General features: G+C 43.9%; 20 protein-coding genes. 12 read left to right on the forward strand and 8 right to left on the reverse strand.

Annotated features, from left to right (window positions below):
• Position 1: 1 nt before the first annotated feature.
• From AC5EF3_RS07545 to AC5EF3_RS07565, 5 genes are read left to right on the forward strand one after another with little or no spacing between them, the layout of a single operon-like run.
• Positions 2–1,150: an isovaleryl-CoA dehydrogenase gene (locus AC5EF3_RS07545; RefSeq protein WP_493547587.1), complete on the forward strand. Its 1,149-nt coding sequence runs from the start codon at positions 2–4 to the stop codon at positions 1,148–1,150.
• On the forward strand, positions 1,150–2,751 hold the full coding sequence (locus AC5EF3_RS07550) for a carboxyl transferase domain-containing protein (protein WP_493547588.1): 1,602 nt from the start codon (positions 1,150–1,152) through the stop codon (positions 2,749–2,751). The genes AC5EF3_RS07545 and AC5EF3_RS07550 overlap by 1 nt, the downstream gene beginning before the upstream one ends.
• A gap of 4 nt (positions 2,752–2,755) precedes the next feature.
• Positions 2,756–4,639 (forward strand): acetyl/propionyl/methylcrotonyl-CoA carboxylase subunit alpha, encoded by a 1,884-nt coding sequence (locus AC5EF3_RS07555; RefSeq protein ID WP_493547589.1) that lies wholly within the window; start codon positions 2,756–2,758, stop codon positions 4,637–4,639.
• Positions 4,640–4,644: 5 nt separating this feature from the next.
• Positions 4,645–5,097 (forward strand): MaoC family dehydratase, encoded by a 453-nt coding sequence (locus tag AC5EF3_RS07560; RefSeq protein ID WP_493547590.1) that lies wholly within the window; start codon positions 4,645–4,647, stop codon positions 5,095–5,097.
• Positions 5,094–5,930 (forward strand): HpcH/HpaI aldolase/citrate lyase family protein, encoded by an 837-nt coding sequence (locus AC5EF3_RS07565; RefSeq protein ID WP_493547591.1) that lies wholly within the window; start codon positions 5,094–5,096, stop codon positions 5,928–5,930. The genes AC5EF3_RS07560 and AC5EF3_RS07565 overlap by 4 nt, the downstream gene beginning before the upstream one ends.
• A 74-nt stretch (positions 5,931–6,004) precedes the next feature.
• On the opposite strand, the gene AC5EF3_RS07570 is transcribed toward AC5EF3_RS07565, so the two are convergent.
• Positions 6,005–7,303: a spinster family MFS transporter gene (locus tag AC5EF3_RS07570; RefSeq protein WP_493547592.1), complete on the reverse strand. Its 1,299-nt coding sequence runs from the start codon at positions 7,301–7,303 to the stop codon at positions 6,005–6,007.
• Positions 7,300–8,169 carry an alpha/beta fold hydrolase gene (locus tag AC5EF3_RS07575; protein WP_493547593.1) on the reverse strand — a complete coding sequence of 290 codons (870 nt, stop codon included), beginning with the start codon at positions 8,167–8,169 and terminating at the stop codon, positions 7,300–7,302. Before AC5EF3_RS07575 ends, AC5EF3_RS07570 begins: the two co-directional genes overlap by 4 nt.
• A 121-nt stretch (positions 8,170–8,290) precedes the next feature.
• Between AC5EF3_RS07575 and AC5EF3_RS07580 the strand changes: the two genes are divergently transcribed.
• Positions 8,291–8,965, forward strand: coding sequence for a TetR/AcrR family transcriptional regulator (locus AC5EF3_RS07580; protein ID WP_015827435.1), 675 nt, complete (start codon positions 8,291–8,293; stop codon positions 8,963–8,965).
• A gap of 83 nt (positions 8,966–9,048) precedes the next feature.
• On the opposite strand, the gene AC5EF3_RS07585 is transcribed toward AC5EF3_RS07580, so the two are convergent.
• Positions 9,049–11,376: a TonB-dependent receptor gene (locus AC5EF3_RS07585; RefSeq protein WP_015827434.1), complete on the reverse strand. Its 2,328-nt coding sequence runs from the start codon at positions 11,374–11,376 to the stop codon at positions 9,049–9,051.
• Positions 11,377–11,553: 177 nt separating this feature from the next.
• On the opposite strand from AC5EF3_RS07585, the gene AC5EF3_RS07590 reads away from it, so the two are divergent.
• Genes AC5EF3_RS07590 through AC5EF3_RS07605 form a run of 4 tightly spaced genes read left to right on the forward strand, consistent with a single transcriptional unit; the run spans position 11,554 to position 14,173 of the window.
• Complete coding sequence (locus AC5EF3_RS07590) at positions 11,554–12,261, forward strand: CoA transferase subunit A (RefSeq protein ID WP_493547594.1); 708 nt, start codon at positions 11,554–11,556, stop codon at positions 12,259–12,261.
• A gap of 2 nt (positions 12,262–12,263) precedes the next feature.
• The gene (locus AC5EF3_RS07595; protein WP_493547595.1) at positions 12,264–12,893 is read left to right on the forward strand and encodes a 3-oxoacid CoA-transferase subunit B; all 630 of its coding nucleotides are present in this window, start codon (positions 12,264–12,266) and stop codon (positions 12,891–12,893) included.
• Between the two features lie 2 nt (positions 12,894–12,895).
• A complete protein-coding gene (locus AC5EF3_RS07600; protein WP_493547596.1) occupies positions 12,896–13,708 on the forward strand; it encodes a 3-hydroxybutyrate dehydrogenase in 813 nt (270 codons plus the stop codon).
• A gap of 45 nt (positions 13,709–13,753) precedes the next feature.
• Complete coding sequence (locus AC5EF3_RS07605) at positions 13,754–14,173, forward strand: PaaI family thioesterase (RefSeq protein WP_493547597.1); 420 nt, start codon at positions 13,754–13,756, stop codon at positions 14,171–14,173.
• Positions 14,174–14,178: 5 nt separating this feature from the next.
• On the opposite strand, the gene AC5EF3_RS07610 is transcribed toward AC5EF3_RS07605, so the two are convergent.
• From AC5EF3_RS07610 to AC5EF3_RS07630, 5 genes are all read right to left on the reverse strand, one after another.
• Entirely contained in the window at positions 14,179–15,003 is an 825-nt protein-coding gene (locus AC5EF3_RS07610) for a sulfite exporter TauE/SafE family protein (RefSeq protein ID WP_493547598.1), read from the reverse strand.
• 84 nt (positions 15,004–15,087) lie between these two features.
• Complete coding sequence (locus tag AC5EF3_RS07615) at positions 15,088–16,098, reverse strand: fatty acid desaturase (protein WP_015827428.1); 1,011 nt, start codon at positions 16,096–16,098, stop codon at positions 15,088–15,090.
• A gap of 259 nt (positions 16,099–16,357) precedes the next feature.
• Positions 16,358–17,269, reverse strand: coding sequence for a hypothetical protein (locus tag AC5EF3_RS07620; protein WP_015827427.1), 912 nt, complete (start codon positions 17,267–17,269; stop codon positions 16,358–16,360).
• Between the two features lie 37 nt (positions 17,270–17,306).
• Positions 17,307–19,316 (reverse strand): hypothetical protein, encoded by a 2,010-nt coding sequence (locus AC5EF3_RS07625; protein WP_493547599.1) that lies wholly within the window; start codon positions 19,314–19,316, stop codon positions 17,307–17,309.
• A gap of 11 nt (positions 19,317–19,327) precedes the next feature.
• Positions 19,328–20,656, reverse strand: coding sequence for a hypothetical protein (locus AC5EF3_RS07630; RefSeq protein ID WP_493547600.1), 1,329 nt, complete (start codon positions 20,654–20,656; stop codon positions 19,328–19,330).
• Between the two features lie 326 nt (positions 20,657–20,982).
• Between AC5EF3_RS07630 and AC5EF3_RS07635 the strand changes: the two genes are divergently transcribed.
• Together AC5EF3_RS07635 and AC5EF3_RS07640 are read left to right on the forward strand one after the other, a co-directional pair.
• Positions 20,983–24,336 (forward strand): transglutaminase family protein, encoded by a 3,354-nt coding sequence (locus tag AC5EF3_RS07635; protein WP_493547601.1) that lies wholly within the window; start codon positions 20,983–20,985, stop codon positions 24,334–24,336.
• Positions 24,337–24,338: 2 nt separating this feature from the next.
• Positions 24,339–26,744 carry a circularly permuted type 2 ATP-grasp protein gene (locus tag AC5EF3_RS07640; protein ID WP_493547602.1) on the forward strand — a complete coding sequence of 802 codons (2,406 nt, stop codon included), beginning with the start codon at positions 24,339–24,341 and terminating at the stop codon, positions 26,742–26,744.
• Positions 26,745–26,748 lie beyond the last annotated feature (4 nt).

Raw genomic sequence — 26,748 nt, forward strand, 5'->3', positions numbered from 1 at the left:
AATGATGAACCTTGATTTCGCTTTGGGCGAGACAGCAAACATGATCCGAGAAACATGTCGACGCTTTGCTGATGACAAAATATCCCCGATCGCTGCAGAAATAGATGCGTCAAATAAATTCCCGCGACACCTATGGCCTCTTATGGGAGATCTTGGGCTTCATGGAATTACTGTTTCTGAAGAAGACGGCGGTTTGGGGCTTGGCTATCTTGAACACGTTGTGGCGATGGAAGAAATTTCTCGGGCATCAGCTTCTGTTGGTCTTTCATACGGTGCGCACTCCAATTTATGCGTCAATCAAATCCGGCGTTGGGGTACAGATCAACAAAAAAAGAAGTATCTTCCTAAACTCATTTCTGGGGAACATGTCGGATCACTTGCCATGTCAGAAGCTGGTGCCGGGTCTGATGTATTAGGCATGGTCACAAAAGCTGAAAAAGTTGATGGTGGCTATCTTCTCAACGGAACAAAGTTCTGGATAACAAACGCCCCCGAAGCCGACACGCTCGTCGTCTACGCCCGCACAGACCCAAACAATAAAAATCAGGGTGTAACAACTTTTCTTATAGAGAAAGAATTTGAAGGTTTCTCAGTATCAAAAAAGCTGGACAAACTGGGAATGCGCGGATCTGACACCGCCGAGTTAGTATTTGAGGACTGCTTCGTACCCGAGAGCAATATAATGGGCGAAGTTCATGGCGGCGCAAAAGTCTTAATGAGCGGGTTGGACTATGAGCGGGTAGTCCTTTCTGCGGGCCCTTTAGGCATAATCCAAGCCTGTCTGGATGTGTGCATTCCTTACGTGAAAGACCGAAAACAATTTGGCAAACCCATTGGTAGCTTCCAGCTCGTACAAGCAAAAATAGCAGACATGTATGTCGCTCTAAATTCAGCACGGGCCTACACTTATGCTGTTGCACGTGCCTGTGATGCCGGACAAACAACACGTTTTGACGCAGCAGGTGCTATTCTTCTCGCCAGTGAAAACGCCGTTAAATCTTCTCTAGAGGCCATTCAGACTTTGGGCGGTGCAGGATATCTAAAAGAATGGCCCGTTGAACGCTTTTTAAGAGATGCAAAACTTTATGACATTGGTGCTGGAACGAACGAAATTCGGCGCTACCTCATAGCTCGGGAGTTGCTGGCTTAATGAGTGCTCCAACGCTTGAAACCAAACTAGACACCAGTTCGGAAACTTTCCGACAAAGACATGCATCAAATAAAGCTCTCAATGAAGAATTGAGAGAACGCATTGCTGAAATTGGGCTTGGTGGCCCAAAAAAATCCAGAGACAAACATGTTGCACGCGGAAAGCTCTTACCTCGAGAAAGGCTAAAGGTTTTATTAGACCCCGGCTCACCCTTTTTAGAAGTCAGTCAGCTTGCCGCCTATAATCTTTACGACAATGAAGTGCCTGGCGGCGGCATTATTTGCGGTATAGGCCGTGTGAGTGGTCGACAAGTCATGATCGTTATCAATGATGCTACCGTAAAAGGTGGCACATATTACCCCTTAACTGCAAAAAAACACCTTCGTGCTCAAGAAATAGCGGAAGAAAACCACTTGCCTTGTGTCTATCTGGTAGATTCTGGCGGCGCTAACTTGCCTCACCAAAGTGAAGTATTTCCAGACCGAGACCATTTTGGACGTGTCTTCTTCAATCAAGCCAATATGTCAGCAAAAGGCATCCCGCAAATAGCGTGTGTCATGGGAAGTTGCACAGCTGGTGGTGCATATGTGCCTGCTATGTGTGATGAATCTATCATTGTCCGCGATCAGGGCACCATCTTTTTAGCCGGTCCGCCGCTGGTCAAAGCTGCAACTGGCGAAGAAATCTCCGCTGAAGAATTGGGCGGTGCCGATACTCACGGACGCCAATCAGGACTTGTTGACCATATCGCTGATGATGATGAACACGCACTCACAATCGTACGTGACATTATCTCAACCCTTCCCCCACAAAAGCTTCCCGAGCTAAACATAATAGAACCGGAATCTCCACTATATGATGCAGATGAACTCTATGGTGTCATTCCACAAGATCTTAAAACGCCCTATGACGTCCGAGAAATAATAGCCCGCATCGTTGATGGAAGTAAGTTTAACGAATTTAAAGCCAACTTTGGGGAAACGCTTGTCACAGGCTTTGCCCACATATGGGGGATGCCAGTTGCTATCCTAGCAAATAATGGCGTGCTATTTTCAGAAAGTGCTCAAAAAGGTGCGCACTTCATTGAGTTAGCCTGTCAGCGTAAAATCCCTCTTCTTTTCTTACAAAACATTTCTGGCTTTATGGTAGGCGGAAAGTATGAAGCTGAAGGCATCGCAAAACACGGCGCAAAAATGGTAACCGCTGTTGCAACTGCCCAAGTCCCCAAGATTACAGTGCTAATCGGCGGAAGCTTTGGTGCAGGCAATTACGGCATGTGTGGCCGCGCCTATTCCCCCCGTTATCTTTTCACTTGGCCCAATAGCCGCATCAGCGTGATGGCAGGTGAACAAGCTGCAAGTGTCCTCGCAACTGTAAACCGTGACGCAACAAACTGGACACCTGAACAAACAGAAGCTTTTAAGCAGCCTATTCGAGACAAATATGAAGAAGAAGGAAACCCATTCTTTGCCACGGCGCGGTTATGGGATGATGGAATTATAGATCCAGCTCAGACACGTGATGTACTCGGTCTAGCCTTCGCATCAACTCTAAATGCGCCAATAGCCGATCATGCCCGCTTTGGCATGTTCAGGATGTGATGTCATGATCAAAAAGATACTGATAGCCAATCGCGGTGAAATTGCATGCCGGATTATGCGCACAGCTAAAGAAATGAATATTGCAACAGTTGCAGTATATTCTGATGCAGATGCAAAAGCGCTTCACACACAAATGGCGGATGAAGCTATTCACATTGGTCCTTCACCAGCAATTGAAAGCTATCTTGTTGGCGAAAAGATTATTGCAGCAGCAAAAAAAACTGGCGCTGATGCCATCCATCCAGGCTACGGCTTCTTGTCAGAGAATGCAGCTTTTGCTGATGCCGTCATAGATGCTGGTTTAATATGGATTGGCCCAAAATCATCTTCCATACAGGCTATGGGACTAAAGGATGCAGCCAAAACACTCATGGAGAAAGCCGGTGTTCCTTGTACGCCCGGTTACCTTGGCAAAGATCAATCTATAAAACGGCTTGAAAAAGAAGCTAAAACTATTGGTTACCCTGTCCTTATTAAAGCTGTCGCTGGCGGCGGTGGTAAGGGTATGCGTAAAGTAGACAATGCTAAGGACTTTGCTGAATCTCTCAAATCATGCCAACGCGAAGCAGCCTCTTCTTTTGGTGACGATCGCGTACTTTTAGAAAAATGGATCACTGCACCGCGTCACATTGAAGTACAAGTGTTTGGCGACAAACATGGGAATATTGTCCATTTGTTCGAGAGAGATTGCACGCTTCAACGCCGCCATCAAAAGGTAATTGAAGAAGCACCTGCTTTTGGCATGAACGAAGAAACGCGTGCACGGATATGTGAAACTGCAATTCTAGCGGCCAAAGCTGTAGACTATGAAGGTGCAGGCACAATTGAATTCATTGCAGATGCTTCTGGTGAACTAAACGCAGATAGCATCTGGTTTATGGAGATGAATACGCGGTTGCAGGTTGAGCACCCTGTTACAGAAGCCATTACAGGTATTGATCTGGTCGAATGGCAAATACGTGTCGCTTCAGGTGAACCAATCCCCGTTAAACAGGAAGATATCAGTATTAATGGTTGGGCTATGGAGGCGAGACTTTATTCCGAGAACCCCACGAACGGATTCTTACCATCCATAGGTAAAATAAACCTGCTAAACATGCCGTATGGTGTGCGTGTCGATACTGGGATTCAAGATGGAGTTGAAATCACTCCTTTTTATGATCCAATGGTCGCCAAGCTGATTGTACATGAAGAAAACCGCAAATTAGCTATGCATAGCCTAGCTGAAGCATGTGAAAACGTTTCGACCTACCCTGTGATCAACAATGCTGGATTTCTTTGTAATCTATTGAACCACAAAGCATTTGAAGCGGGCAGCTATACCACCGGATTCATTGATTCAAATTTAGAACCTCTTACAGCAAAGCCTCCCTTAAAGGTTGATAAACTAAAGGCCATATCATTTCTTCTAAGTGACGAAGATAAAGCCGGCCCATGGAATGGATTATTTGGTTTCAGAAATGGATCACAAGCTGATCTTTCAATGCGTATAAGCATTGATGGCGAGACCCATACTATAAGTGTAGACCCATATTGTGATGACTGCCCTTATTGGGAGCAAGTCTCAGGTGGTCTACTTTGTATTGATCAAGGGTGGCCCTACCTTGTGTCTTTGCCGCGCGGTAAAGCTAAATCCGGTGCTGGTGATTTATCAGATGGCCAGATTACATCTCCCATGCCTGGGAAAATACTTTCACTTTCAATAGCACTAGGTGATGAGGTCACGAAAGGCCAACCCCTTATCACGCTTGAAGCAATGAAAATGGAGCACAGCATGACCGCGCCATTTGATGGAAAAGTTATTTCTGTAAATGTGGAAGCTGACCAAAATGTTATGCAAGGCATGATATTGTTGGAAATCGTATCTCATCAAGATGAAGAGGTTTAATTCCTATGGCTGGCAAATATTTTGATGAGTGGACTATTGGTGACATTATCAAGCATGATTTACGTCGTACTGTAACTGACACTGACAACATCATGATGACTACGCTGACACACAATCCTCAGCCATTGCATTTAGACAAAGAATACGCAGAGAGCACAGAATTTGGCCAAATCGTCGTAAATGGCATTTTCACATTTGGCCTAATGGTTGGTATTTCTGTAGGTGACACAACTCTTGGAACACTCATCGCCAATCTAGGTTATGATAAAGTCGTTATGCCAAATCCTGTTTTTATCGGTGATACTTTGCGCGCAGAAACAGAAATCACGGAGATGAGAGTTAGCAAATCACGCCCCAATGCTGGTATCGTTACATTCACCCACCGTATGTATAATCAGCGAGATGAATTGGTTTGTCAGTGCTTACGAACGGCTCTATTGAAAAAGAGAGAAGCATGAAACTACGATCCCTTTTGTTTGTACCGGCAGACCGCCCTGACCGCTTTGAAAAAGCGATAAATTCATCTGCAGATGCCATTATCTTAGATATGGAAGATTCCGTTGTTCCATCTCACAAGCAAGAGGCACGCATTGCTGTTTCAGAATTTTTAAAGACACCGAAACCTAAGCCTATATTCGTCCGTATTAATCCCTTAACGACGCAATGGGCGGCACAGGATGTGTCTTGTCTACTTCCCTTCCCGCCTGCTGGAATAATTCTGCCCAAGGCTGAGGGAGCGCAATCTATTCTTACCCTAATCAAGCTTCTAAATGGAGTTATTATTCCTATCATTCCGATTACGACAGAGACCCCAACTGCCGTCTTTGAATTAGGCACCTATCGTGAAGTGTCGGAATATTTACTAGGCTTAACATGGGGAGCGGAAGACTTGCCAGCCTCCATTGGTGCATCAACCTCTAGACATGAAGACGGCAGCTATACTCCCCCCTATGAAATGCTTCGCAGTATGTCACTATTTTCTGCGCATGCTGCAGATGTTGCAGCAATAGATACAGTATATGTTGATATTAAAAACCAAGACGGCTTGGCAGCATATGCAGCGCGAAGTCGACGTGATGGCTTTTCAGGCATGATGGCAATTCACCCATCTCAAACTGACATTATCAATCAAGCATTTACGCCAACCGATATAGAAATTGCACAAGCACAATCTATTGTGGACGCTTTCAAAAGTGACCCCGACGCCGGAGCACTTCAGATCAATGGCAAAATGGTAGATGCACCGCATCTGGTTCAGGCTAAAAAAGTACTTGCGCGCCTAAAAAACTAAAAAAAATACCTTCTGGTTCTTCTCAGTTTTGACACTAAAGAACCAGAAGGCATAAATTTACTAATGGAAAATATCTAAGCTTCAGAAGCTCTTTTTACATCTGACCGATAAAAAATACCGGAGAACAGAAAGCAGATAATGCTCGCCGCGTTAAAAATGAGAATCCACCGCAGAGCTAATGTAAGTGGTGCCTCCACTCCCTGCGCAGCAAAATAATCACTTAAACTTCCTGCGATAAGTGGTCCGCCCCCAATGCCAATCAACGTAAGACAAAACAGAGTGAAAGCAGATGCAAATGATCGCATTTGCAAAGGCACAAGTTCTTGAGATGATGTATACGCGATGCTCGCATAAATTAGTCCGACGAAACACGGCACGATATTCCACATATAAGCGTGATTTACGGTTTCTGCACCGAGGAACATCCAAGCAAACGGCAGAGCAACCAACGAACATATTCCAATCATCCATGGACGCCAGCGAAGATCCTTAGCTGACAAGCGATCACACACATTTCCTAGAACAATAGCACCGAAACTCCCCACTACCCCGATAAGAAGTCCTAAAGGAAGTGCCACATCCATCACAGTCAAGTTATAGGAACGCTGCAAATGGCTTGAAATAAATGCCACATACGCATTCGCAGAAATACAAATCATCAAACATCCAAGCAACAACCAGATAAGTGATTTTTGCGTACCTATAAAGGCTAATGTTTCCTTCAAACTTGGCGCTTGCTCATGTTGCTCGCGCGCTTCCGAAAAGCCACGCTTTGGTTCTTTCATTGTAAAACGAACCAATAAAGCCAGTAACAATCCCGGCACACCCGCCACAAAGAAAGCTATTCGCCACCCGAAATGCGCGTAGACTTCAGCGGCCAGCACATACCCGATCATGATACCAAGTCCGATACCTGAAGTGTAAATACCCAAAGCCATTGCGCGCTGTTTAGGTGGGTACAGATCAGCGATAATACTTGTTGCCGGAGGTGTACCACCGGCCTCACCAACACCAACCCCCATGCGGGCAATGAGTAAATGCATAAAGTTCTGCGCAAACCCTGATACTGCAGTCATCGCGGACCAGACGGTTAGAGCTAATGCTATGATATTTCGGCGATTTCCTCTATCAGCCCACATAGCCACGGGAATTCCTAATGTCGCGTAAAAAGCAGCAAACGCAAGACCAGTCAGCAAACCAAGCTGACTGTCTTTCAGGTGGAGCTCTTGTTTGATCGGCTCAAGAAGCGTTACCAAAATCTGACGATCGACATGGTTGAAGGTGTAAACCAGCGTGAGAAGCCCTAAAACATAGGCACGCCCCTTAAAATTGGTTTGAGTTTCAGTACTTGGTTTGTTTAAGGAATCATTCATTGACCTAACTCCAGCTTTTTAAGAAAACTCTCAATTGTTTTCACACAGATAGGCTCATCCAATATTGGGGCGTGACCAACGTTTGAGACAGAGATTACATTCGCTCGACCGTGACGGTGAACCATTTTTACAGCCGTATCACTTGAGAAAAGATCAGAAATTTCGCCACGTACAACCAATAAAGGTCGTTTAAATGTAGAAGCGAACAAAGCCCAAGTTTGCATCTCTACTGAAATGTCAGCTTCTATATTTTTCAGGCTTTCTGCAATTGCCGGATCATAATCCAAAACAATTTTACCATCTTGATTTTCTTTGTGAGTTCGCTTGGCAAACTTCATCCAATCATCATGCCTGAAATTTGGAAAAGCTGAATGTTGAGATTTTTCAACTGCTAACGCAGCATCTTCCCATGAATCATGCTCAATGAAATTGCCCACATACCCTGCAATTCTCTCAAGTCCAGCTTGCTCAAGTTTTGGGCCCACATCGTTTAAAACGACTCCCAACAACTCTTGTGAAAGCATTTGGCTTAAAAGGAGCGACATCAATCCTCCCATCGAAGTCCCGATTAAGACCAACTTAGAAGGTTTTACGATCGCAAGCAGATCCAAGACATCTTGCACATAGACATCTAAACGATATTTCGAGGGATCTTGATCTCTATCAGATCGGCCACGTCCTCTCACGTCTATCGCGATATAGCGTCTATGATTCCCCAAACTTTGAATCATAGGTTCAAAATCTTTATGGTTCCGTGTTAACCCGTGAAGACATAGAACAGTTAAATCTGCATCTTCAGGTCCATAGCTTTTAGCAAAAAGATTTAGCCCATCTCGCGATTGGTAGATGATTTCACCATTCTTCATTGTTTCCTCGCCGTCTTTTTATATTTCAACAGATGTTGAACATGAAATGACTTAGGACACAATAGTTAGATCAAACATATGAAAATCTGGACATTTATAATCCGCGCCCTATTCTTGTCGGATGGTAAGCACGACTCAATCAAATACTACTACCGACGGCGATGGAATTAGCCGCCGTACTCGTATCCTCAACGCTGGTGAAATCCTTTTCTCTCAAAATGGGTTTGACGCCGTTACATTGCGAGAAATCGCTAAATTAGCAGAAGTAGATCTTGCTTTACCTAATTATTACTTTGGTCGTAAAACCAAAGTATTTGAAGCCGTTTTCAAACGTAGAGCGAAACTTCTCAATGATTGGCGCTTAGATGCGCTTCACAAAGCAGTTGCAGAAGCAGCGCCCAACCCGCCCTCTATCCGCTCAATCATGGAAGCTTATCTCAAGCCTGTCCTCACTGGTTCCCATATTAAAAAACCTGGCTGGAGAGAATATTACGCGCTTGTCGCATACGTGAATAACTCTTCTGAATGGGGTGGTAAGCTCATGTCAGAATTTTTTGACCCAATGGTTGGGACATTCCTAGAGCAACTAAGAGCGGCTTACCCTGAAGCATCTGAAGCAGATATGCTTTGGAGTTACCACTGTCTTTCCGGCGCGCTAACTTTAGCTTTCGCTCAAACTGGACGCTTGGATACTCTTTCAAACAACAAACTTCGTTCTACCGACCTGCAACAAGGCTATGAAACCATTTTAGAATTTTGCATAGCCGGTTTTGAAGCAAGTTGCGGAAGAAAATAAACGTCACAATTAGTATATTGTTACATAAAAAACGGCGACTGATTTCTCCGTCGCCGCTCTTTTAGTTTAATGATTTTAGAATATTAGAACTTATATCCTACCGACATAGTAAACGTCCGAGGGTTTCCATAAAATGCAGTTAAAGTCCCCTCTAATCCCAATGTTGGCGTGAAAGATCCGTCTGGCCCAATTGAAACAAAATTGTATCCAGCCACTTTGTATTCCTCATCAGTTAAGTTCTTACCATGCAGCCCTAAAGTCCATTGATCATTAGGTGCAGTCCACACAAGACTCAAATCATACAAAGTAAATGCTTCCTGATCCAAGAAAGGATTTGGTGCTTCGAACTGACTTGAATCCCCTTTGTATGAAATGGTGGTCGCAACATTCAAATCACCACCCCCAAGAGGCGTATTATATGTAAACACACCACTCGCAGACCAGTCGGGAGTATTCTGGAATACACGCTGATCAGACACATCAACTTCATTGAGGATATATTCGTCATATTGCGCGTCTATATACCCGGCGGTAACAGATGCATTTAAGAAGTCACCTGTCGTAAAGATATCATCAGCAACATGCGCCAAAGCTTCAAATTCTATCCCTGAAACAGTAGCAGCACCCGCATTCGTCGTCACACCTGTGAAAGTATCATTAATTCCATCATCATCAGTATCGACACCGATTGAACCAGGAATTTGAATATCAGTATAATCCATAAGGAATGCGGCAATATTTGTTGTTACCCTACCGTTTCCAAATGACGATTTCAGCCCCACTTCAAAACTATTTACAGATTCAGGGTCGAATGACATGAATTCATAAATTTCTTCAGCTGACACAACTGAATCTTGGTTTAAATCAGGCGCTGTTGATGTCTGACCACGTGGATCAAAACCTCCACCTTTAAAGCCCTTGGATGCAGACGCGTAGATATTGTGATCAGGTGTAGGCTTATAGCTAAGCGCTATACGCGGCGTAAATTCATCCCATTCATTTGAACCATTAAAGTCGGAAGATGTGGCGATGACGATACCATCACCATTGAAGAATTCAGAAAAACCACCAATATATGTTCGTCTCAAAACGGTAGAAGTACGTTCATCATGTGTAAAACGTCCTCCTACAGTTAAAGACAATTGTTCGGTGAAATCATAACTAAAGTCTGCGTATGCAGCCCATGTTTTTGTTTCAACTTCTCCAAATGTCTGAGCATTTAATCCCGGCAACGAAATCAACGCACCAGTATTTGCTAGCAACACATCAAACACAGTTGATGCATTTGCATCGAGATAATAAATCCCTGCAATTCCGTTTAATTTGTCACCAGTATAAGACAACTGCAACTCATTTGAAAGTTGATCATTTGCATAAATAGCTGGCACATCAAGATCAGCAGATTGCAGACTATCAAAATCAATTGGAGATGTCGTTTCATCTTCTCTATAAGCTAAAATGTTCTTGATAGTGATACTGTCGTTCAGATCCAATGTCGTAACAAAAGACCCACCATAAGCTTCCACTTCTTGCTGAACAACATTCAATCCAGCGCGTGTATCAAACACATCACCCAAAACTGGAGCACCCGATAACTGGCCAGGAATAAGTCTATGTCCTTGGCGTGCAACAGAATCATCTTTCGTATAATCACCTGACAGCTTGAAAGACAAACTTTCCGTTGCATCTAATTCCATCGACAAACGACCAGAAAGTACATCTTTGTTATAATTTTCAGCGCCAGTGATGACATTTTTCCCAAAACCGTCACGGTTTAATTTTGTGACAGCTGCACCGACGCGGAAAGAATCAGATATCGGAACCGAACCTTTAACTAACGCTTCAGCTTGTCCATACGTACCGTAAGCGCCACTCACTTCTAATTCTGGTTCATCTGAAAGGTCTTTTGTCACATATTTGACGGCACCACCGATCGTATTGCGACCATATAGGGTTCCTTGAGGTCCACGAAGCACCTCAATACGCTCAACGTCAAACACATCTAAAACAGCTCCCTGAGGTCTGTTCAGATATACATCATCCAAATATACCCCTACGCCGCTTTCAAAACCAGAAACAGGATCTTGCTGCCCCACACCGCGGATAAATGCCGTTAAAGTTGAGTTCGTACCACGTGATACTTCTAATGTGACATTTGGAGAAAGTTTCGAAACTTCCGTCATGTCTGCAACACCGAGATTTGCCAACGCATCCCCACTGATCGCTGTGACGGATACAGGAACATCTTGTAAGTTTTGTTCACGTCTCTGAGCTGTGACGACTATAGTATCATAAGTTTTTGCACTCTCTGTTACTTCATTATCAGTCTGAGCTAACGCAACGCCAGACAAAGCAGTTGTGCTTGCACCCAATAACATTGCTAACGCGAATGATTTTTTTGATCTGTTCATACCTATTCCTCCCAATGCGAGCCATTTTGACTTCTTCTAAACCAACAATTTTTCAACAAATGTTGATTTCAACACGCGTTGAAAGTATAGATAGGTTTATGACCTGTCAATTGGGTTCAGTATAATCTAACGAACCGCCAGATGTTCGGGTTTAAAAGCACAACAAGGGGAAGAAGAATGGCTAATAAAATTTATTCAGATGCTAATTCAGCACTGGATGGCCTCCTACAGGATAATATGACCATTGTATCGGGAGGTTTTGGGCTTTGTGGAATTCCCGAACTACTGATCAATGCGATCCAAAAGAATGGATCTAAAAACCTCACGGTCATTTCAAATAATGCTGGTGTCGATGGTTTTGGATTAGGGCTTCTCCTAGAAAACCGTCAAATCAAGAAAATGATTTCTTCTTATGTCGGTGAAAATAAAGAATTTGAACGCCAATATTTAAATGGTGAACTGGAATTGGAATTTAATCCACAAGGCACCCTAGCTGAGAGATGCAGAGCTGGTGGAGCTGGAATTGCAGGATTTTATACCAAAACGGGTGTGGGAACAGTTATTGCTGAGGGGAAAGAACACCGAGATTTTAATGGTCAGACCTACATTTTAGAAACAGGGCTAACGGGCGATATAGCCATTGTAAAAGCTTGGAAAGGCGATGCTCAGGGAAACCTTATCTACCGAAAAACTGCTATGAATTTCAATCCAGATATGGCTATGGCGAGTAAAATGACCATCGCAGAAGTAGAAGAAATTGTACCCGTCGGCTCCCTTGATCCTGCCCACATTCATACTCCGGGCGTATTCGTTCAACGCGTGATCCAAGGACATCATGAAAAACGAATCGAAAAAGTAACCACACGCACCAGAGAGGAGTCATAATTATGCCTTGGGACCGCAACCAGATGGCTGCCCGTGCAGCTCAAGAACTTGAAGACGGCTTTTATGTAAACCTTGGTATTGGTATTCCAACACTTGTTTCAAACTACATTCCAGAAGGCGTGGATGTTACGCTTCAATCGGAAAATGGCATGCTTGGAATGGGACCATTTCCTTTTGAAGGAGAAGAAGACGCCGACCTGATAAACGCTGGCAAGCAAACCATTACAGAACTCGATCGCACTAGCTTTTTTTCCTCTTCTACTTCATTTGCCATGATTAGAGGCGGACATATAAATCTTGCAATTCTCGGTGCTATGGAGGTTGCTGAAAATGGAGATCTCGCCAACTGGATGATTCCAGGCAAGCTTGTCAAAGGAATGGGTGGCGCAATGGATCTGGTTGCAGGCGTGCAGCGCATTATAGTCGTCATGGATCACACAAATAAGCGAGGAGAATCAAAACTTCTCCCTTCCTGTACCCTCCCTCTAACTGGAAAAGGCGTTGTTGATAGAATCATTACAGATTTAGGGGTATTTGACGTTGTTCCACATGGGCTAAAAATCGTGGAGTTGGCAACTAACGTTACGCTCGACGAAATCAAATCAAAAACTTTAGCTAATTTGGTGGAATGAACATGTCAAAACACCCACTTAGCGACTTTTTGGACCTTACAGGGAGAAATGTACTCGTTACCGGATCGACAAGTGGTATCGGTAAAGGGATTGCCATCGGTTTAGCCAATGCAGGGTGTAATGTAATGATCAATGGACTTGGGCTTCCCGAAGAAATTGAAACATTTAGGTTAGAACTGGAAAACACGTCAGGCAGAAAAATCATTTACTCAGACGCTGATCTTACAAATCCGTCAGAGATTGATAATATGTTTGACGTTTTTAAAGAAGCTTTCGGTGATATCCACGGCGTTATCAACAATGCTGGAATACAACACATTGCGCCAATAGAAGACTTTCCAACTGAAAAATGGGACCAGATACTTTCTCTCAATCTGAGTTCCATTTTTCATACTACTCGATTAGCTTTTTCAGAGATGAAAGCGCGTAATTGGGGCCGCATAATAAACATTTCTTCAGCGCATGGCTTGACTGCCTCTCCTTTTAAATCGGCATATGTAACTGCCAAACACGGAGTCATGGGCTTTACAAAGACAGCAGCATTGGAAGGTGCTGAATTTGGTATCCGAGTAAATGCTATCTGCCCAGGTTATGTCCACACCCCGTTAGTCGACAACCAAATTCAAGCGACAGCTAAAGCTAGAAATCTTGAAATCGATGAAGTGATTAAAACAGTGATGCTTGACCGACAACCAACCAAAGAATTTACAACTATCGAAGAAATAGCCCGAATGACGTGTTTCCTTATGTCCGATGCTGCAAATAGCATCACTGGTGCTGATATAAAAATGGAAGGCGGCTGGACGGCTCTGTAGTGCACTATACAATTACCATTTTGAATTAGATATTGAGCATCCAAAATGGACAACCGCCACTCTATTCCTAACGGATTTGTTCCAATTGTAGACCGGGGGCCTTTAGTTGATCTACTAGCCCCCTTTTATCGTTATCAGTCGAAAGATAATACATCCCCAAAAAAATTTGGCTTCATGCCGGAAAATCGACATACCAACAATTTGGGTTTTATGCACGGCGGTATGATCTCAACTCTACTAGACGTCTTTATGGCCCAAGCGTTATCCGAAATTTATGACCAAAAACTCGTAACCTTGACTCTAAAAATAGAATTTCATCACGTCATAATGATTGGCAAATGGGTGGAAGCAGAAGTTACACTAAATGAGGTTAGCGATAATCTGACAACAATCTCTGCTACTCTTAATTCTAGAAATCGCGTATGCGCCTCTGCAATAGGTAGTTTCAAACTGTTTAAACGTTGAAAAAGTCATCCCCAAAGTGCTTTTCTCAACATATTGATTGCAGTACAAATCAAAAGAATCCCAAAAATTTTTCTTAATCTCACGGCATCCAAACCATGAGCAATCCAAGCACCTATAGGCGCGAATGATGTTGTCATCAGCGCAATAAGTAGAAACCCCGGAAGGTTCAAATAACCGATAGATATTGGTGGGAGATTTTCAACATACCATCCATTGATGACATATCCAACAACAGCTGGAATACCAATTAAAGCTCCAAACCCTGCACTCGTACCAATTGCCTGATGTATAGAACGACCATAAAGAACCATTGTGGTCACACCAAATACACCTCCCCCAATTCCCATCAATGATGAACACAAACCAATAGTGATGGATATAAACCAAGCTATTGGTCCGCTAGGAATATCACTTGCTAGCTTCCAGCTCGGGCGCCCAAAGATAAGTTGTGCAGCAAGCAAAAAAGCAACAGCACCAAAAAATATAGTTAGCGCCCGACCAGAAAGGATTGCAGCTAAAAAACTACCTGCAAACGCTCCTAATATTATGAATGGACCCCACAATTTCAGAATATGCCAGTCAACAGCCCCTTTGGCATTGTGAGACAGCACAGATCTGATTGATGTTGCAATAATTGTAGCTAACGATGTTCCAACCGACACATGCATTGCTGTTTCAGCAAAACCTAGAGAGCTAAAGGTAAGATATAAAGCCGGCACTATAATAATGCCTCCACCTACTCCAAACATACCAGCAGCGATACCAGCGCCAGCACCTGCGAAAATCAAGGCAAATAGAAGAGGAATGTTCGTAAGGATCAATTCATCCATAATTACTTCTGACGTGTTGGAAATGGAGAGACAAAAAAACCGCTAATTACTTAGCGGTTTTTAGGGTTTTAAAGAAAAATCACATCAAGCAAACTGTTTTCTAAACTGTCGGAATGAAATCATACGTTCATTCTGTTCATCCCATAGTGCTAGTGGAACGCATTTGAAACTTTGCCATAATGTAAGGCGGTTTAAATCTTTTAAGTCCGGATGGTCTTTCAGAACTTTAGGTAATTTATAAAAAGGTATTTTGCTCGCCGCATGATGCACATGGTGAATACCTATATATCCAGTCAACCAACTTAAAGGCTGTGGCAAATCATAGTGAGAGCTACCTAATAAGGCCCCTTCAGTGTGATTCCACTTATTATTTCTAAACCAGAGAACATCTTCAAATTGGTGTTGAACATAAAACAACCAAACACCTAGAACTGCAGCAAAAAATACTGATGGTACAAACACAGCAAGCAATGGAGCCCACCCAAAATTGGATACAAGCAACCATGCAATCGCCGCAACCGCTATATTCGTTCCGATTGCACTCACCCACGGACGCCAGCCTTCTTTCATGATACCGGACGGTATTCTGTGCTCTAAAAAGAACATATAAACCGGACCGATAATGAATAATGTAATTGGATGACGATAAGCGCGGTATCCAAATTTCTGGAGAGAACTAAGCTCCTGATATTCTTCAACGGTTAGTGTATCAATCGCACCTAACCCACGTCGATCAAGGTTCCCAGAGGCTGCGTGATGAATCGCGTGCGTGCGCCTCCAAACATCATAAGGTGTTAATGTTAGAATACCGACACACCTACCAACCCAATTATTGATAGTTGGCGATTTAAAAAAAGCATGATGCCCACAATCGTGTTGGATCAGGAACATCCTAACAAGGAAAACACTTGCAGGAAGACACAAAAGGACAGCAAGCCAAATCATACCTGACACAGACGCCCAAAAAGCTCCTGCCCACAACAACGCAAGAGGAGTAATTGTAAGTAGAATCTCAAAAATAGAATGTGTCAGATCGGGTTTTTGGTAGGCTGAAAGTATCTTCCGCCATGCCGGCTGTTTTGTTTCAGTCGTCATACGGTCTCTATCTCTTACAGGCCGCGGCCATAACTCTAAACCATTCGCCAATAGTGTCGTTTTTGCCAACGCGCATGAAAACACTATCAGATGGTTCCCTCATGGAACCGTGAAGCCAATGTCTAATGTCCTCATTGCATCAGTCAAGTAGTGATCTTGTTTCCAGCAATATTTTAAACAGCAAGTATGAAAATATTACGTCTCACATCCTGCAAATTGTCGTTCTAATTTAACAAATTATTTGGACAAAAACACACCTTCAACCTGCATTTTCTCCGGCACGCAAACAAGCCAAATGTACAATATTGGCCAAACGCCCTCGACAATTGCCTTCGACAGGGTTGCGATAGCACGAATCATCAGGACTTAGATCCATTGCCACAGCGATATAAGCCAACAATTCTCCTGAATCCTTTCCGTATGGCACTAAATTCCCGTTCTGATCTCTATTGAAGTTTAATGAGACCCGGCGATTGATTTTAGTCATGGCATCATCGGCGGTGCATGCTGATGCAAACAAACTTCTTTCAATAGCTGCGTTCGTTACATTCTCTTGCTCTTGGGAACTGCGCAACAATACAGGCCATTTTGTATTCACATGATTGGCAAACGATTGCGTGACACTTCGGGTTGCTTCCCAGTTAATTGGTACGTTGCTCCCAGAATCAGCTATCCTCTTCAACTCAGCTGCTGAACGACGTGAAAACAGAGTTGCATCATGAAGCCCAGCAACAGAACACATTCTTCTATCACTCGTCGTCGTACATAGTGTTTTGACATCCTCAATTGCCTCTTGAGCAGAGGTATATGGATCACTCTGCCCTTCTTGTGGTGGCATTTCAATCAACAACACACGTGCTTCCATCTCAAGAAAACGACATCCAAGGGCATCTTCGGGGCGCGATGATGAAGATATATTTTCAGTCTTGGCAATCAGTTGATTGATGTCATCAATATTTTTTAGGACCGCTATACTTTGATCATCAAATTTGGAAATAGCGTCTTTGATATTTTCAAGAGAGACCAAATCTTTGCCATACTGACAGTGAGATTGCTTCACTGTGGCGTCTGTATAATTAGTATTTGAATTGCCTGATGTTTGAGTAGTTGCACACCCTGCACCCCACACAACCGATGCAGCAATAAACCCCTTCAAATAACTCAATGACATATGTGCCTCCCTGTTTTCTAAAATCGAAAATCTTTAGCTAGTTACTCCAACTATTCGTATCACCGGTTTCAGCCTTCAAAGCCTCGATGATATCGACAGCTTGAATTTCATCCACCGCTCCAACACCATTCTCAAGAATATGAGAGATAAAATACTTAAAAACAAAGAGCCACTCATCAGCGTTCATTGTTGTAGATGGATCGTCAGAAAGCGACATTGAGTTCAGCTTCTCAATAAACAACCCAACCTCTTGAATATGAGCCTTTTGGTCACCTGTCGTCTTTTTTTCAATAACACGCACAAGATTGGCATTAGCCGCTTTAATAGTAACTTTAAGAGCTTCTCTGAGTGTTTCACCAAAAAGAACACTGCCAGTGACACGACCTTCACTGTGCATCACATCTCCAGCTTTTCGTAAGACCTGCTGAATCAACTCTAATCCGACCTCATGCCCCATACTGTCTTCTGCATTCACAGAAAAAAGTACGCCAGGATTACGAGCGGCGGTCAATGTCATAACGGACACAACTGATCTCCAGTCATGTGCATTAAGCAATCCTAATTCGTCACTAGAAATAGCTTGAGCTGCAATACGTGCAATTTCCTTCACTTCGGAATTTGCAGACCGACCTGCCGCCATGTGCGGATGCGAAGCTATATGACCGGCCATAACTTTTACCAGATCAACAGCTTGCTCACGCGTAAACAATTGCTGAAGCACCTCACCGCGATTTCCTTTAGAGATACCAAGTTTCAAACCGCTCATTAGATCCGCAAACAAATGGCTATAAACATCCGCCCAAGCAGTATCCCAATCTTTGTTTCCGGCTTTACCTTGGATTCGCGTTGTTCCGTACTCGCCAACGACATCAAGCGCGGCACTCATTATTTCAGAACCAAAACCAGAATTAGCATCAAAAGGAGGCGGTGCCATGTCCTGCATGACAGTGACCATGTTTTGAAGAAGCTGTCTGGCCGAATTTGTTTCTAAAGAACGACCCCTCATAAACAGTTCTGGTCTTTTTGAAGCTGTTTTCAAAGTCGCCTCATATACCTTTAATGCACCGACCTCTGACAATGCATCCACTATATTAAATGCATCAGGGCGTATTGAAACAGCATCGCCTAGCACTGTGCGGGTAATTTCACCCATCAGTTTCTTGGTCCCAGCATCCCCTTTTAAAAAAGCGTCGGCATTATTGTTGATGGCCACTAGTGCACCATGAACCATTGGCCCTGACACAACTCGTGTTAGTTTTTCATGTGCAAGGAACTCTAATCCTTCGCTTGTTTCTACTTCAGCCTTAAGTGGCTCAATCATACCATGAATAACAGGTTGCCAACGCTCTTTGCTTGTCACTAATTCAGGATGTTGTGACACAGACACTAATGCGGAATGAACGAAGGTTTTAACAAGACGTTCGCCAAAACCTTGTTCGCCGCCGCCATCTAGTTTCACTCTATCAACTAAAACATCCAGACTTGGTATTAAGCCTTCCAATATGCCTTCCGCTTTTTTATCGAAACCAAGAACTTGCGGCTGACTCCCGATTACGTCCAATGCAACATCAGCCAGCTCCAACCCGAATCTAGCCCATCCGCTTGGTTTCGTACTTGTGAACCATTCTTTGTGTATATACTGAATGCGAGGGTCTAACGCGGTATTCCGAAGTATTTTACTATCAACAGCATCAGGTATTTCGTTTCTCAGAGCCTCGTATAAAAAATCCACACAAGACGCGACCTGAGACCTATGGCGCGCAGTTGGCTTTGCCAGCTCCATCGCATCACCTGATGCTAAGCTTTGCTCCGTAAACAACGAATCTAATTCACCGCCCAAACGGCAATGATGATGTAAATCTCGCCGGCGGTAGACATAATCAACCGCCATCCATTCTATTTCCTGACTGTCATGAACTGGAAACCTAGTCGTAAGAACAGAAAAATCTTGTGACAACAATTGATCTCTTCTGGCGTGTCTTGCTGCTTTACCAAGTTGAATCACACCAGAAACGGCCGTCATAAAAAGAGCTGGCGATAAAATCACAATATCACTCCTTACCCTCTATATTTTCGAAGACCATTATTCATTGTCACCGGCTTTGTTGGTCCTGGCCGAGTTGGCATCTCTCCAATAAATACGCCAGCTTTAGGCACTACGGGGGATGATTGGGGCAAAACTACAGGCTCAACATTTGCGGACTCAGTCGCGGTAGGTACGCCTACTTCTTTACCTGCTACTGTGAGAAATGCATCGGTAAGAAGATCAAGGTCTGGCTCACTACCTGGTGCAGCCAAAGAGCCTTTAACTTCTCGCGGTCGACGTACCTCACCTTCGGCCATTGGTGGCACTGGATCGGTTGCTCGCGCTCGTGAAGTACCACTAGCTGCTGACGCATTGCGAAGCGCAAAAGATGCCATCGCCCGAAACAGATTAAACCAGAAATTAGCACCAAGTCCGATCAAGCCTGCTGTAGCAATCATACCAAGCAACCACTGAGCGCCTTCTGGTGTCAAAATACGGGGTATTGCTTTACTATCGTATAGCCCAAACAAACTTACTGAATCAGCGAAACCTTTGACATCACAATTTGAGTTTTCAGGTACATCACAATAAGGAAAATAATTGCGCCCGACAGGAAAGCCTGCATTAGACAATATTCTAAAATCTGATGATATTGATGAAGCAAGCCCTGTCGAGGTGCCGTTTTGAGACTGAGCTAAAGTCGCTTGATTGATCTTTTGAGTGATAAAGCCATCCAACGCCTCTTCAGAATTAAACGTATTTAAAACACCGCTTAGTGCACCTTGGTTGGTCGCGAGATGAGAGTAGATTGCCAATGCATTCACATTCCCAAGAGACACAATCAACAAAGCGACGGCAGTTGTAAAAACTTTAGCACGAGAACCAAAAAATTCAGATTGCCCAGCACCATACCTATCAAACTCATACACTAATCTATTAAGTGACTGTTTTATCTGTGGACGACTCATGCCTGATAAGCGCTGTCCGTAGTCTGTCTGTGTAAGTTGTTCAACGAATTGCAGTTTTGAGAGGTTTTCAAATCGGCGCGTAAAAATGTTCAGAAATGGTATATTTGCGATCCACCACCAACGCCCTTTACCGCCGTACGCCGGGCTACGTGTCATTTGCTTAGCAAATTGATCCGCGCGCTTAGATGCACCACCTTGTAAACCTTGTGTTACATCAGGGTATTCAGGATCAAGCGGCATTACAACGCCATCATGCAAAGCCCGAAGCATTTCCTGCATTCCGCCACTTCGAAGAGCAAACACTTTGTGAATAGCTTCAACGACCACAGAAGCAATCGTGGACATAACTGCCATTATGCCAGCAAAGGCAAATAAAGCGAGAATCCAATTCATAATCTGTCCCCTCAGACGCACATTGAAAAGTCTTCAATTGACTAACTATAGACAAGCAACGCCTACTCACAAGAAGAATGTTCAGGCCCAAACGACTTATTCACCGAACTGAAAGGCAAATAACTCGCCCAATTGGTGTATCAATTTCCTAATAGGTGAAAAGAATTGCGATTTCAGCACAAATATGCGGCTAGTAAAGGGAATGTTTTACCTTTTTAAGCGCATAGCAGTGCGTATGATTGTATTTACTGTTTATCGCTTTTATTCGCAGTCATGCTCGGATTAAAATAAATACCACATCTCGTTCACTGCTTCTGAAAGATACCATGTCTATCCAAGCCAGCATCTATCACCTCACTCATTACAAATATGATCGTCCAGTAACACTTTCTCCTCAAGTGATCAGATTGAGACCCGCCCCACATTCTCGTACTCCAGTGATTTCACACTCACTGAAAGTGAGCCCCGGCGGGCATTTTGTGAACCATCAACAAGACCCATACGGGAACTGGCTTGCAAGATATGTATTTCCAGAACCTGTCCGTGAATTGAAAATTGAAGTCGATTTAGTCGCGGATATGAGCGTCTATAATCCTTTCGACTTTTTCGTCGATGAACTCGCTGAGACATGGCCTTTTAAGTACCCAGCTGAACTCAAGCATGACTTAAAAATATACACAAAAACAAAGAAACCCGGAAAACGATTACAATCATTCTTATTCAACTTCCTTGAAGAAGGTAAGAAGAAGGGTTTGCGGACAATCGACTTCATTGTCGAATTAAATTTAGCTGTAAACAAAGTTGTTGATTACGTTATTCGCATGGAACCTGGTGTTCAAACACCAGAAGAAACTTTAAAATTAGCCAGAGGGTCTTGTCGTGATTCATCTTGGCTATTGGTGCATGCGTTTAGAAACCTTGGATTTGCTGCAAGGTTTGTTTCTGGATATCTAATTCAGCTCAAACCTGACTTAAAGTCTCTCGATGGTCCTGCAGGAACTGACAAAGATTTTACTGATCTACATGCTTGGTGTGAAGTTTATTTGCCTGGTGCCGGCTGGGTAGGTCTTGACCCAACATCGGGTCTGCTAGCAGGTGAAAGCCACATTCCACTTGCTGCAACTCCTCACTATTCCAACGCTGCACCTATTGTCGGAATGGCCAGTGACGCAGAAGTCGAATTTGACTTCGATATGCAAGTTTCACGAACAGCAGAACACCCACGTATTACAAAACCATTTTCTGATGCATCATGGGATAAACTAGATGCATTAGGGCAACGCGTCGATGAGATTTTAAAGAGCGAAGATGTCCGCCTCACCATGGGGGGAGAACCAACTTTTGTATCTATAGATGATTTTGAATCAGATGAATGGAATACAGAAGCTGTAGGTCCAACAAAAAAAGTCTTAGCAGACCGTTTGATCCGCCGATTACGTGATCGTTTTGCACCCGGTGGATTCCTACACTATGGACAAGGCAAATGGTATCCAGGTGAAACCCTTCCGCGCTGGACATATTCCCTATATTGGCGCGGTGACGCAAAACCAATTTGGAAAAATGTAGACCTTATCGCAGCAGAAGATCAGGATACAGAAGCAACATCAAAAGATGCGGCAGACTTATTGGAAGTTATAGCTTCGAAGCTAGAGATCAGTCAGGATATGGTCGCACCGGCCTACGAAGATCCTGCAGAGTGGATCTTACGAGAAAACTCTCTCCCCGAAAACGTGACACCAGACAATTCAAAATTGGATGACGCTGAAGAGCGCGAACGAATTGCCCGCGTATTTGAGCGTGGTCTTACAAAACCTGCTGGATATGTTTTACCAGTGCAACGTTGGCAAGCAAAGAGTGCTGGTCGGAGATGGCGATCAGAAAAGTGGACGACGCGTCGAGGTAAAATATTTCTAACTCCGGGGGACAGCCCAGTCGGATACCGCCTACCTTTAAGTGCGTTACCTTACCTCAATAAAATAGAATACCCCTATACGTTCGAAGCTGATCCTACTGGTGTAAACGGCCCGCTTCCAGAATTTTCTGGACAAGCTCCTTATAACAATGAGTTAAATCCACGCCCTCAACCATTCCGTCAAAACACAGAAGAAATTAGGACCGAACAACAACAAGTCCAAGATGCGACCCTTATTCAGGCGACACACGTTAGAACTGCTCTGGCTGTGGAACCAAGAAATGGGCGTTTATGTGTATTCATGCCGCCAACTGAAACTGCGGCTGATTATCTTGAGCTAATCTCTATAACTGAACAAGCAGCCGAGGACTTGGAACTTCCAATTCACATAGAAGGGTATGCTCCTCCTTCAGACGCGCGATTAAACGTCATTCGAGTTGCGCCAGATCCAGGTGTCATAGAAGTCAACATCCACCCCGCTTCTAGTTGGGATGAATGCGTAGATATTACAACTGCAGTCTATGAAGAAGCACGGCAGACCCGTCTAGGCGCTGATAAGTTCATGACAGATGGGAAACACACCGGTACAGGTGGTGGAAACCACGTTGTTGTTGGAGGAGCAACACCTCTAGATAGCCCATTCCTACGTCGTCCTGACCTATTAAGAAGTCTTATTTTACACTGGCAACGTCACCCAAGCCTTTCTTATCTTTTTTCAGGCTTGTTTATTGGACCAACCAGCCAAGCCCCCCGTATTGACGAAGCTCGTCATGACAGCCTTTATGAACTTGAGATTGCCCTATCTCAAATCCCACATCCGGGCAAAGGAGAAGCGCCTCAGCCGTGGTTGGTGGACCGCCTCCTTCGGAATATTCTGATTGATGTAACAGGAAACACGCATCGTGCAGAGATCTGTATCGATAAACTTTATTCGCCGGACGGTCCAACCGGACGCTTAGGGTTAGTCGAATTCCGTGGTTTCGAGATGCCTCCAGAGCCTCGCATGAGTTTAGCTCAGCAACTTCTCATTAGAGCTCTAATTGCTCGTTTTTGGCGAAGCCCAATTGATGGCAATTTAAAACGTTGGGGTACAACACTCCACGATAAATTTATGCTTCCAGAAAATGTCTGGGCTGATTTCCTTGAGGTTCTAGAAGATCTTCGAATTCATGGGTTCGACATGGACCCCGAATGGTTCAAAGCGCAAGCTGAGTTCCGTTTCCCATTTTGTGGTGAAACTGAAGTCGAAGGTATGAAACTAGAAATTCGTCAGGCACTGGAACCGTGGCATGTTATGGGAGAAACAGGCGCAATCGGCGGAACTGTACGTTATACAGATAGCTCTGTAGAACGCGTTCAAGTAAAATTGACCGGAGCTGATCTTAGCAGATATCAAGTGACATGTAACAAACGCCAAGTACCTCTGAGCGTATCTCCGGATGGCAAATCAGCAATTGCCGGCGTACGTTTCAAAGCTTGGCAACCACCGCTTGCTTTACATCCAGTACGCCCCGTTGATGCACCACTTACATTTGACATTTATGACAAATGGTCTGGCCGTGCTATTGGTGGGTGCGTGTACCATGTCGCTCACCCTGGTGGTAGAAGCTATGACACCTTTCCAGTCAATGGCAATGAAGCTGAAGCACGGAGATTAGCACGTTTTCAGGAATTTGGTCATTCACCAAATAGCTATCACGTGTTAGGCGAGTCTCCTCACCCAGAGTTTCCTATGACTTTGGACCTCAGAAGGCCTGCTGGAATCTAAATTTGCCCAATAGCCAGACTAATCAAGATGTTTCATCTTGTGATTTGTTAAATTACTATACACCGCTTAGCGGTGTATTTGATGAAATGATGACAACGAATGGAGAGGTTCGCCCGATATGGCGTAACTTCATCAACCATTTGTGCTCTATTTCACCAGAAGAAATGAAACGAAAAACCCTACGCGGCAACCAATATCTGGATGATGCGGGGGTTTTTTATCGTCAATATGGTGAATCTGGTACGCAGGAACGCGACTGGCCGCTAAGCCATATTCCAGTTCTCGTTGCCGAAGGAGAATGGAAAAACATCTGTGAAGGCCTTTCTCAAAGAGCAGATCTATTAGAGGAGGTTCTAAATGATGTTTATGGAGACAACACTTTAGTTCGAGACGGTATTTTACCTCCCAATCTCATTGCATCTAACCCCGAATGGTTGCGTCCTATGGTTGGTTCAAAACCCCGCGGCGGACATCATCTCCATTTTTTAGCTTTTGAAATTGGGCGAGGCCCCGCTGGGAATTGGTGGGTGTTGGGTGATAGAGCTCAAGCGCCATCCGGAGCAGGCTTCGCACTTGAAAACCGCGTTGCTACTTCTCGTGTTTTCTCAGACTATTTTGAAACTGAAAATGTCGAACGACTTGCTGGTTTTTTCCGGGAATTTCGACAAGCTTTGATTAATCTTAGTGATAATTCTGATCACATTCTCGGTATTCTTACTCCCGGAAGAATGACTGATACATATTTTGAACACGCATATATTGCTCGGTATTTAGGTCTGACCCTATTAGAGGGAGAGGACATGACAGTTGAAAATGGCGAGGTCATGGTCCGTACCGTTCGTGGATTAAAACCAATTAGCGTGTTATGGCGTAGGCTCGATTCATTGTTTGCCGACCCGTTGGAATTAGACGAAAACTCACAACTGGGTACCGCAGGTTTAGCCGCTGCTGCTCGCAATGGAAAAGTAAGTCTGGTGAATGCGTTAGGCTCGGGAATTGTAGAAACCCGTGCACTACTTGCGTTTATGCCGAGAATATCGAAAAAATTACGCAATGAACCGTTAAAAATGCCCAATATCGCAACCTGGTGGTGCGGTCAGAAAGTCGAACGGCAGCACGTAAGCGCCAATGCAAAGAATATGCTTATCGGCTCAGCAATGACGACGAATTTGCCTTTTAGCCTCGACTTAAAAAAAGCTATTGGCGAATTAACAACAAACACATCTTCTTCAACACTTGAAAGTCTTCTAGAATCAGAAGGTGAACATTTAGTTGGGCAAGAAGCCGTAACATTATCCACAACTCCAGTTCTGCAAGACGGTAAATTGACCCCACGCCCAGTAACATTGCGTGTTTTTGCATGTCGGACAGTTGATGGTTGGCAATTTATGCCTGGGGGATACGCCCGCATAGGAAGAGACAACAACGCATCGGCCATCACCTTACAGCAAGGTGGATCCGTTTCAGACGTCTGGATCGTTACCGATCAAAAAGTTGAAAAAGAAAGCCTAATCGGAAATACGGGTTCTGCCAAACATCAAGAAAGAACTCGAAATCTACCTAGTCGGGCTGCTGACAATCTATTTTGGCTAGGCCGATATGCTGAACGTGCAGAAATTATGATGCGAATGCTACGCGCATATCATAGCCGTTTTGCAGAATATGCAGACCCAGAACGCCCTCTTCTAAAGCTTTTAGAAAACAACCTAACAACCGTTGGTGTGTCTGCACACTATGATCCTCTGACTAAAATAATAGAGGTAATCAATAGCGCGTTAAACTCTGCTGCTCAACTTAGGGACCGTTTTTCTGATGACGGTTGGTTGGCCCTAAAGAACCTTCTAAAAGAAACCAAGAGTATGCAAACGTCAGCACCTTCTAGTGGAGACGAGCTGGCACGATCAATGAATATTCTTATTCAAAAAATTACCGCTTTTTCTGGTTTGATCCATGAGAACATGTATCGTTTTACCGGATGGCGTTTTTTAAGCATTGGACGCTCTCTTGAAAGAGCATTGGAAACATCATCTCTTCTAATGAATTTTTCTCAGCCTGACATGCCAGCTGGCTCGCTTGATCTAGCGCTCGAGTTAGCTGATAGTTCAATGTCCCATCGCCACCTGTTCACGGTGGAAACTCAGCGAGACTCTGTCTTAAACCTTGTTGCATTGGATGAATTAAACCCGCGTTCCATCGCCTATCAGATGTTAGAGATAAAAAATCAAATCAGCTACCTTCCGAGTTCAGTTTTCGACTCCAAAGCTTCCAAACTTTCTAAAGTTGTAAAACAATCATATAGCGACGTTAAAGCGCTGAAACCTGAGACGATTGTGAACGAAGATTTTGCCGATTTAAAAACAAAAATAAGCTCAATATCTTCATTGCTAGCCCACGTTTATTTTAATTAGGCTG

This window comes from Hirschia sp., from assembly GCF_058892565.1.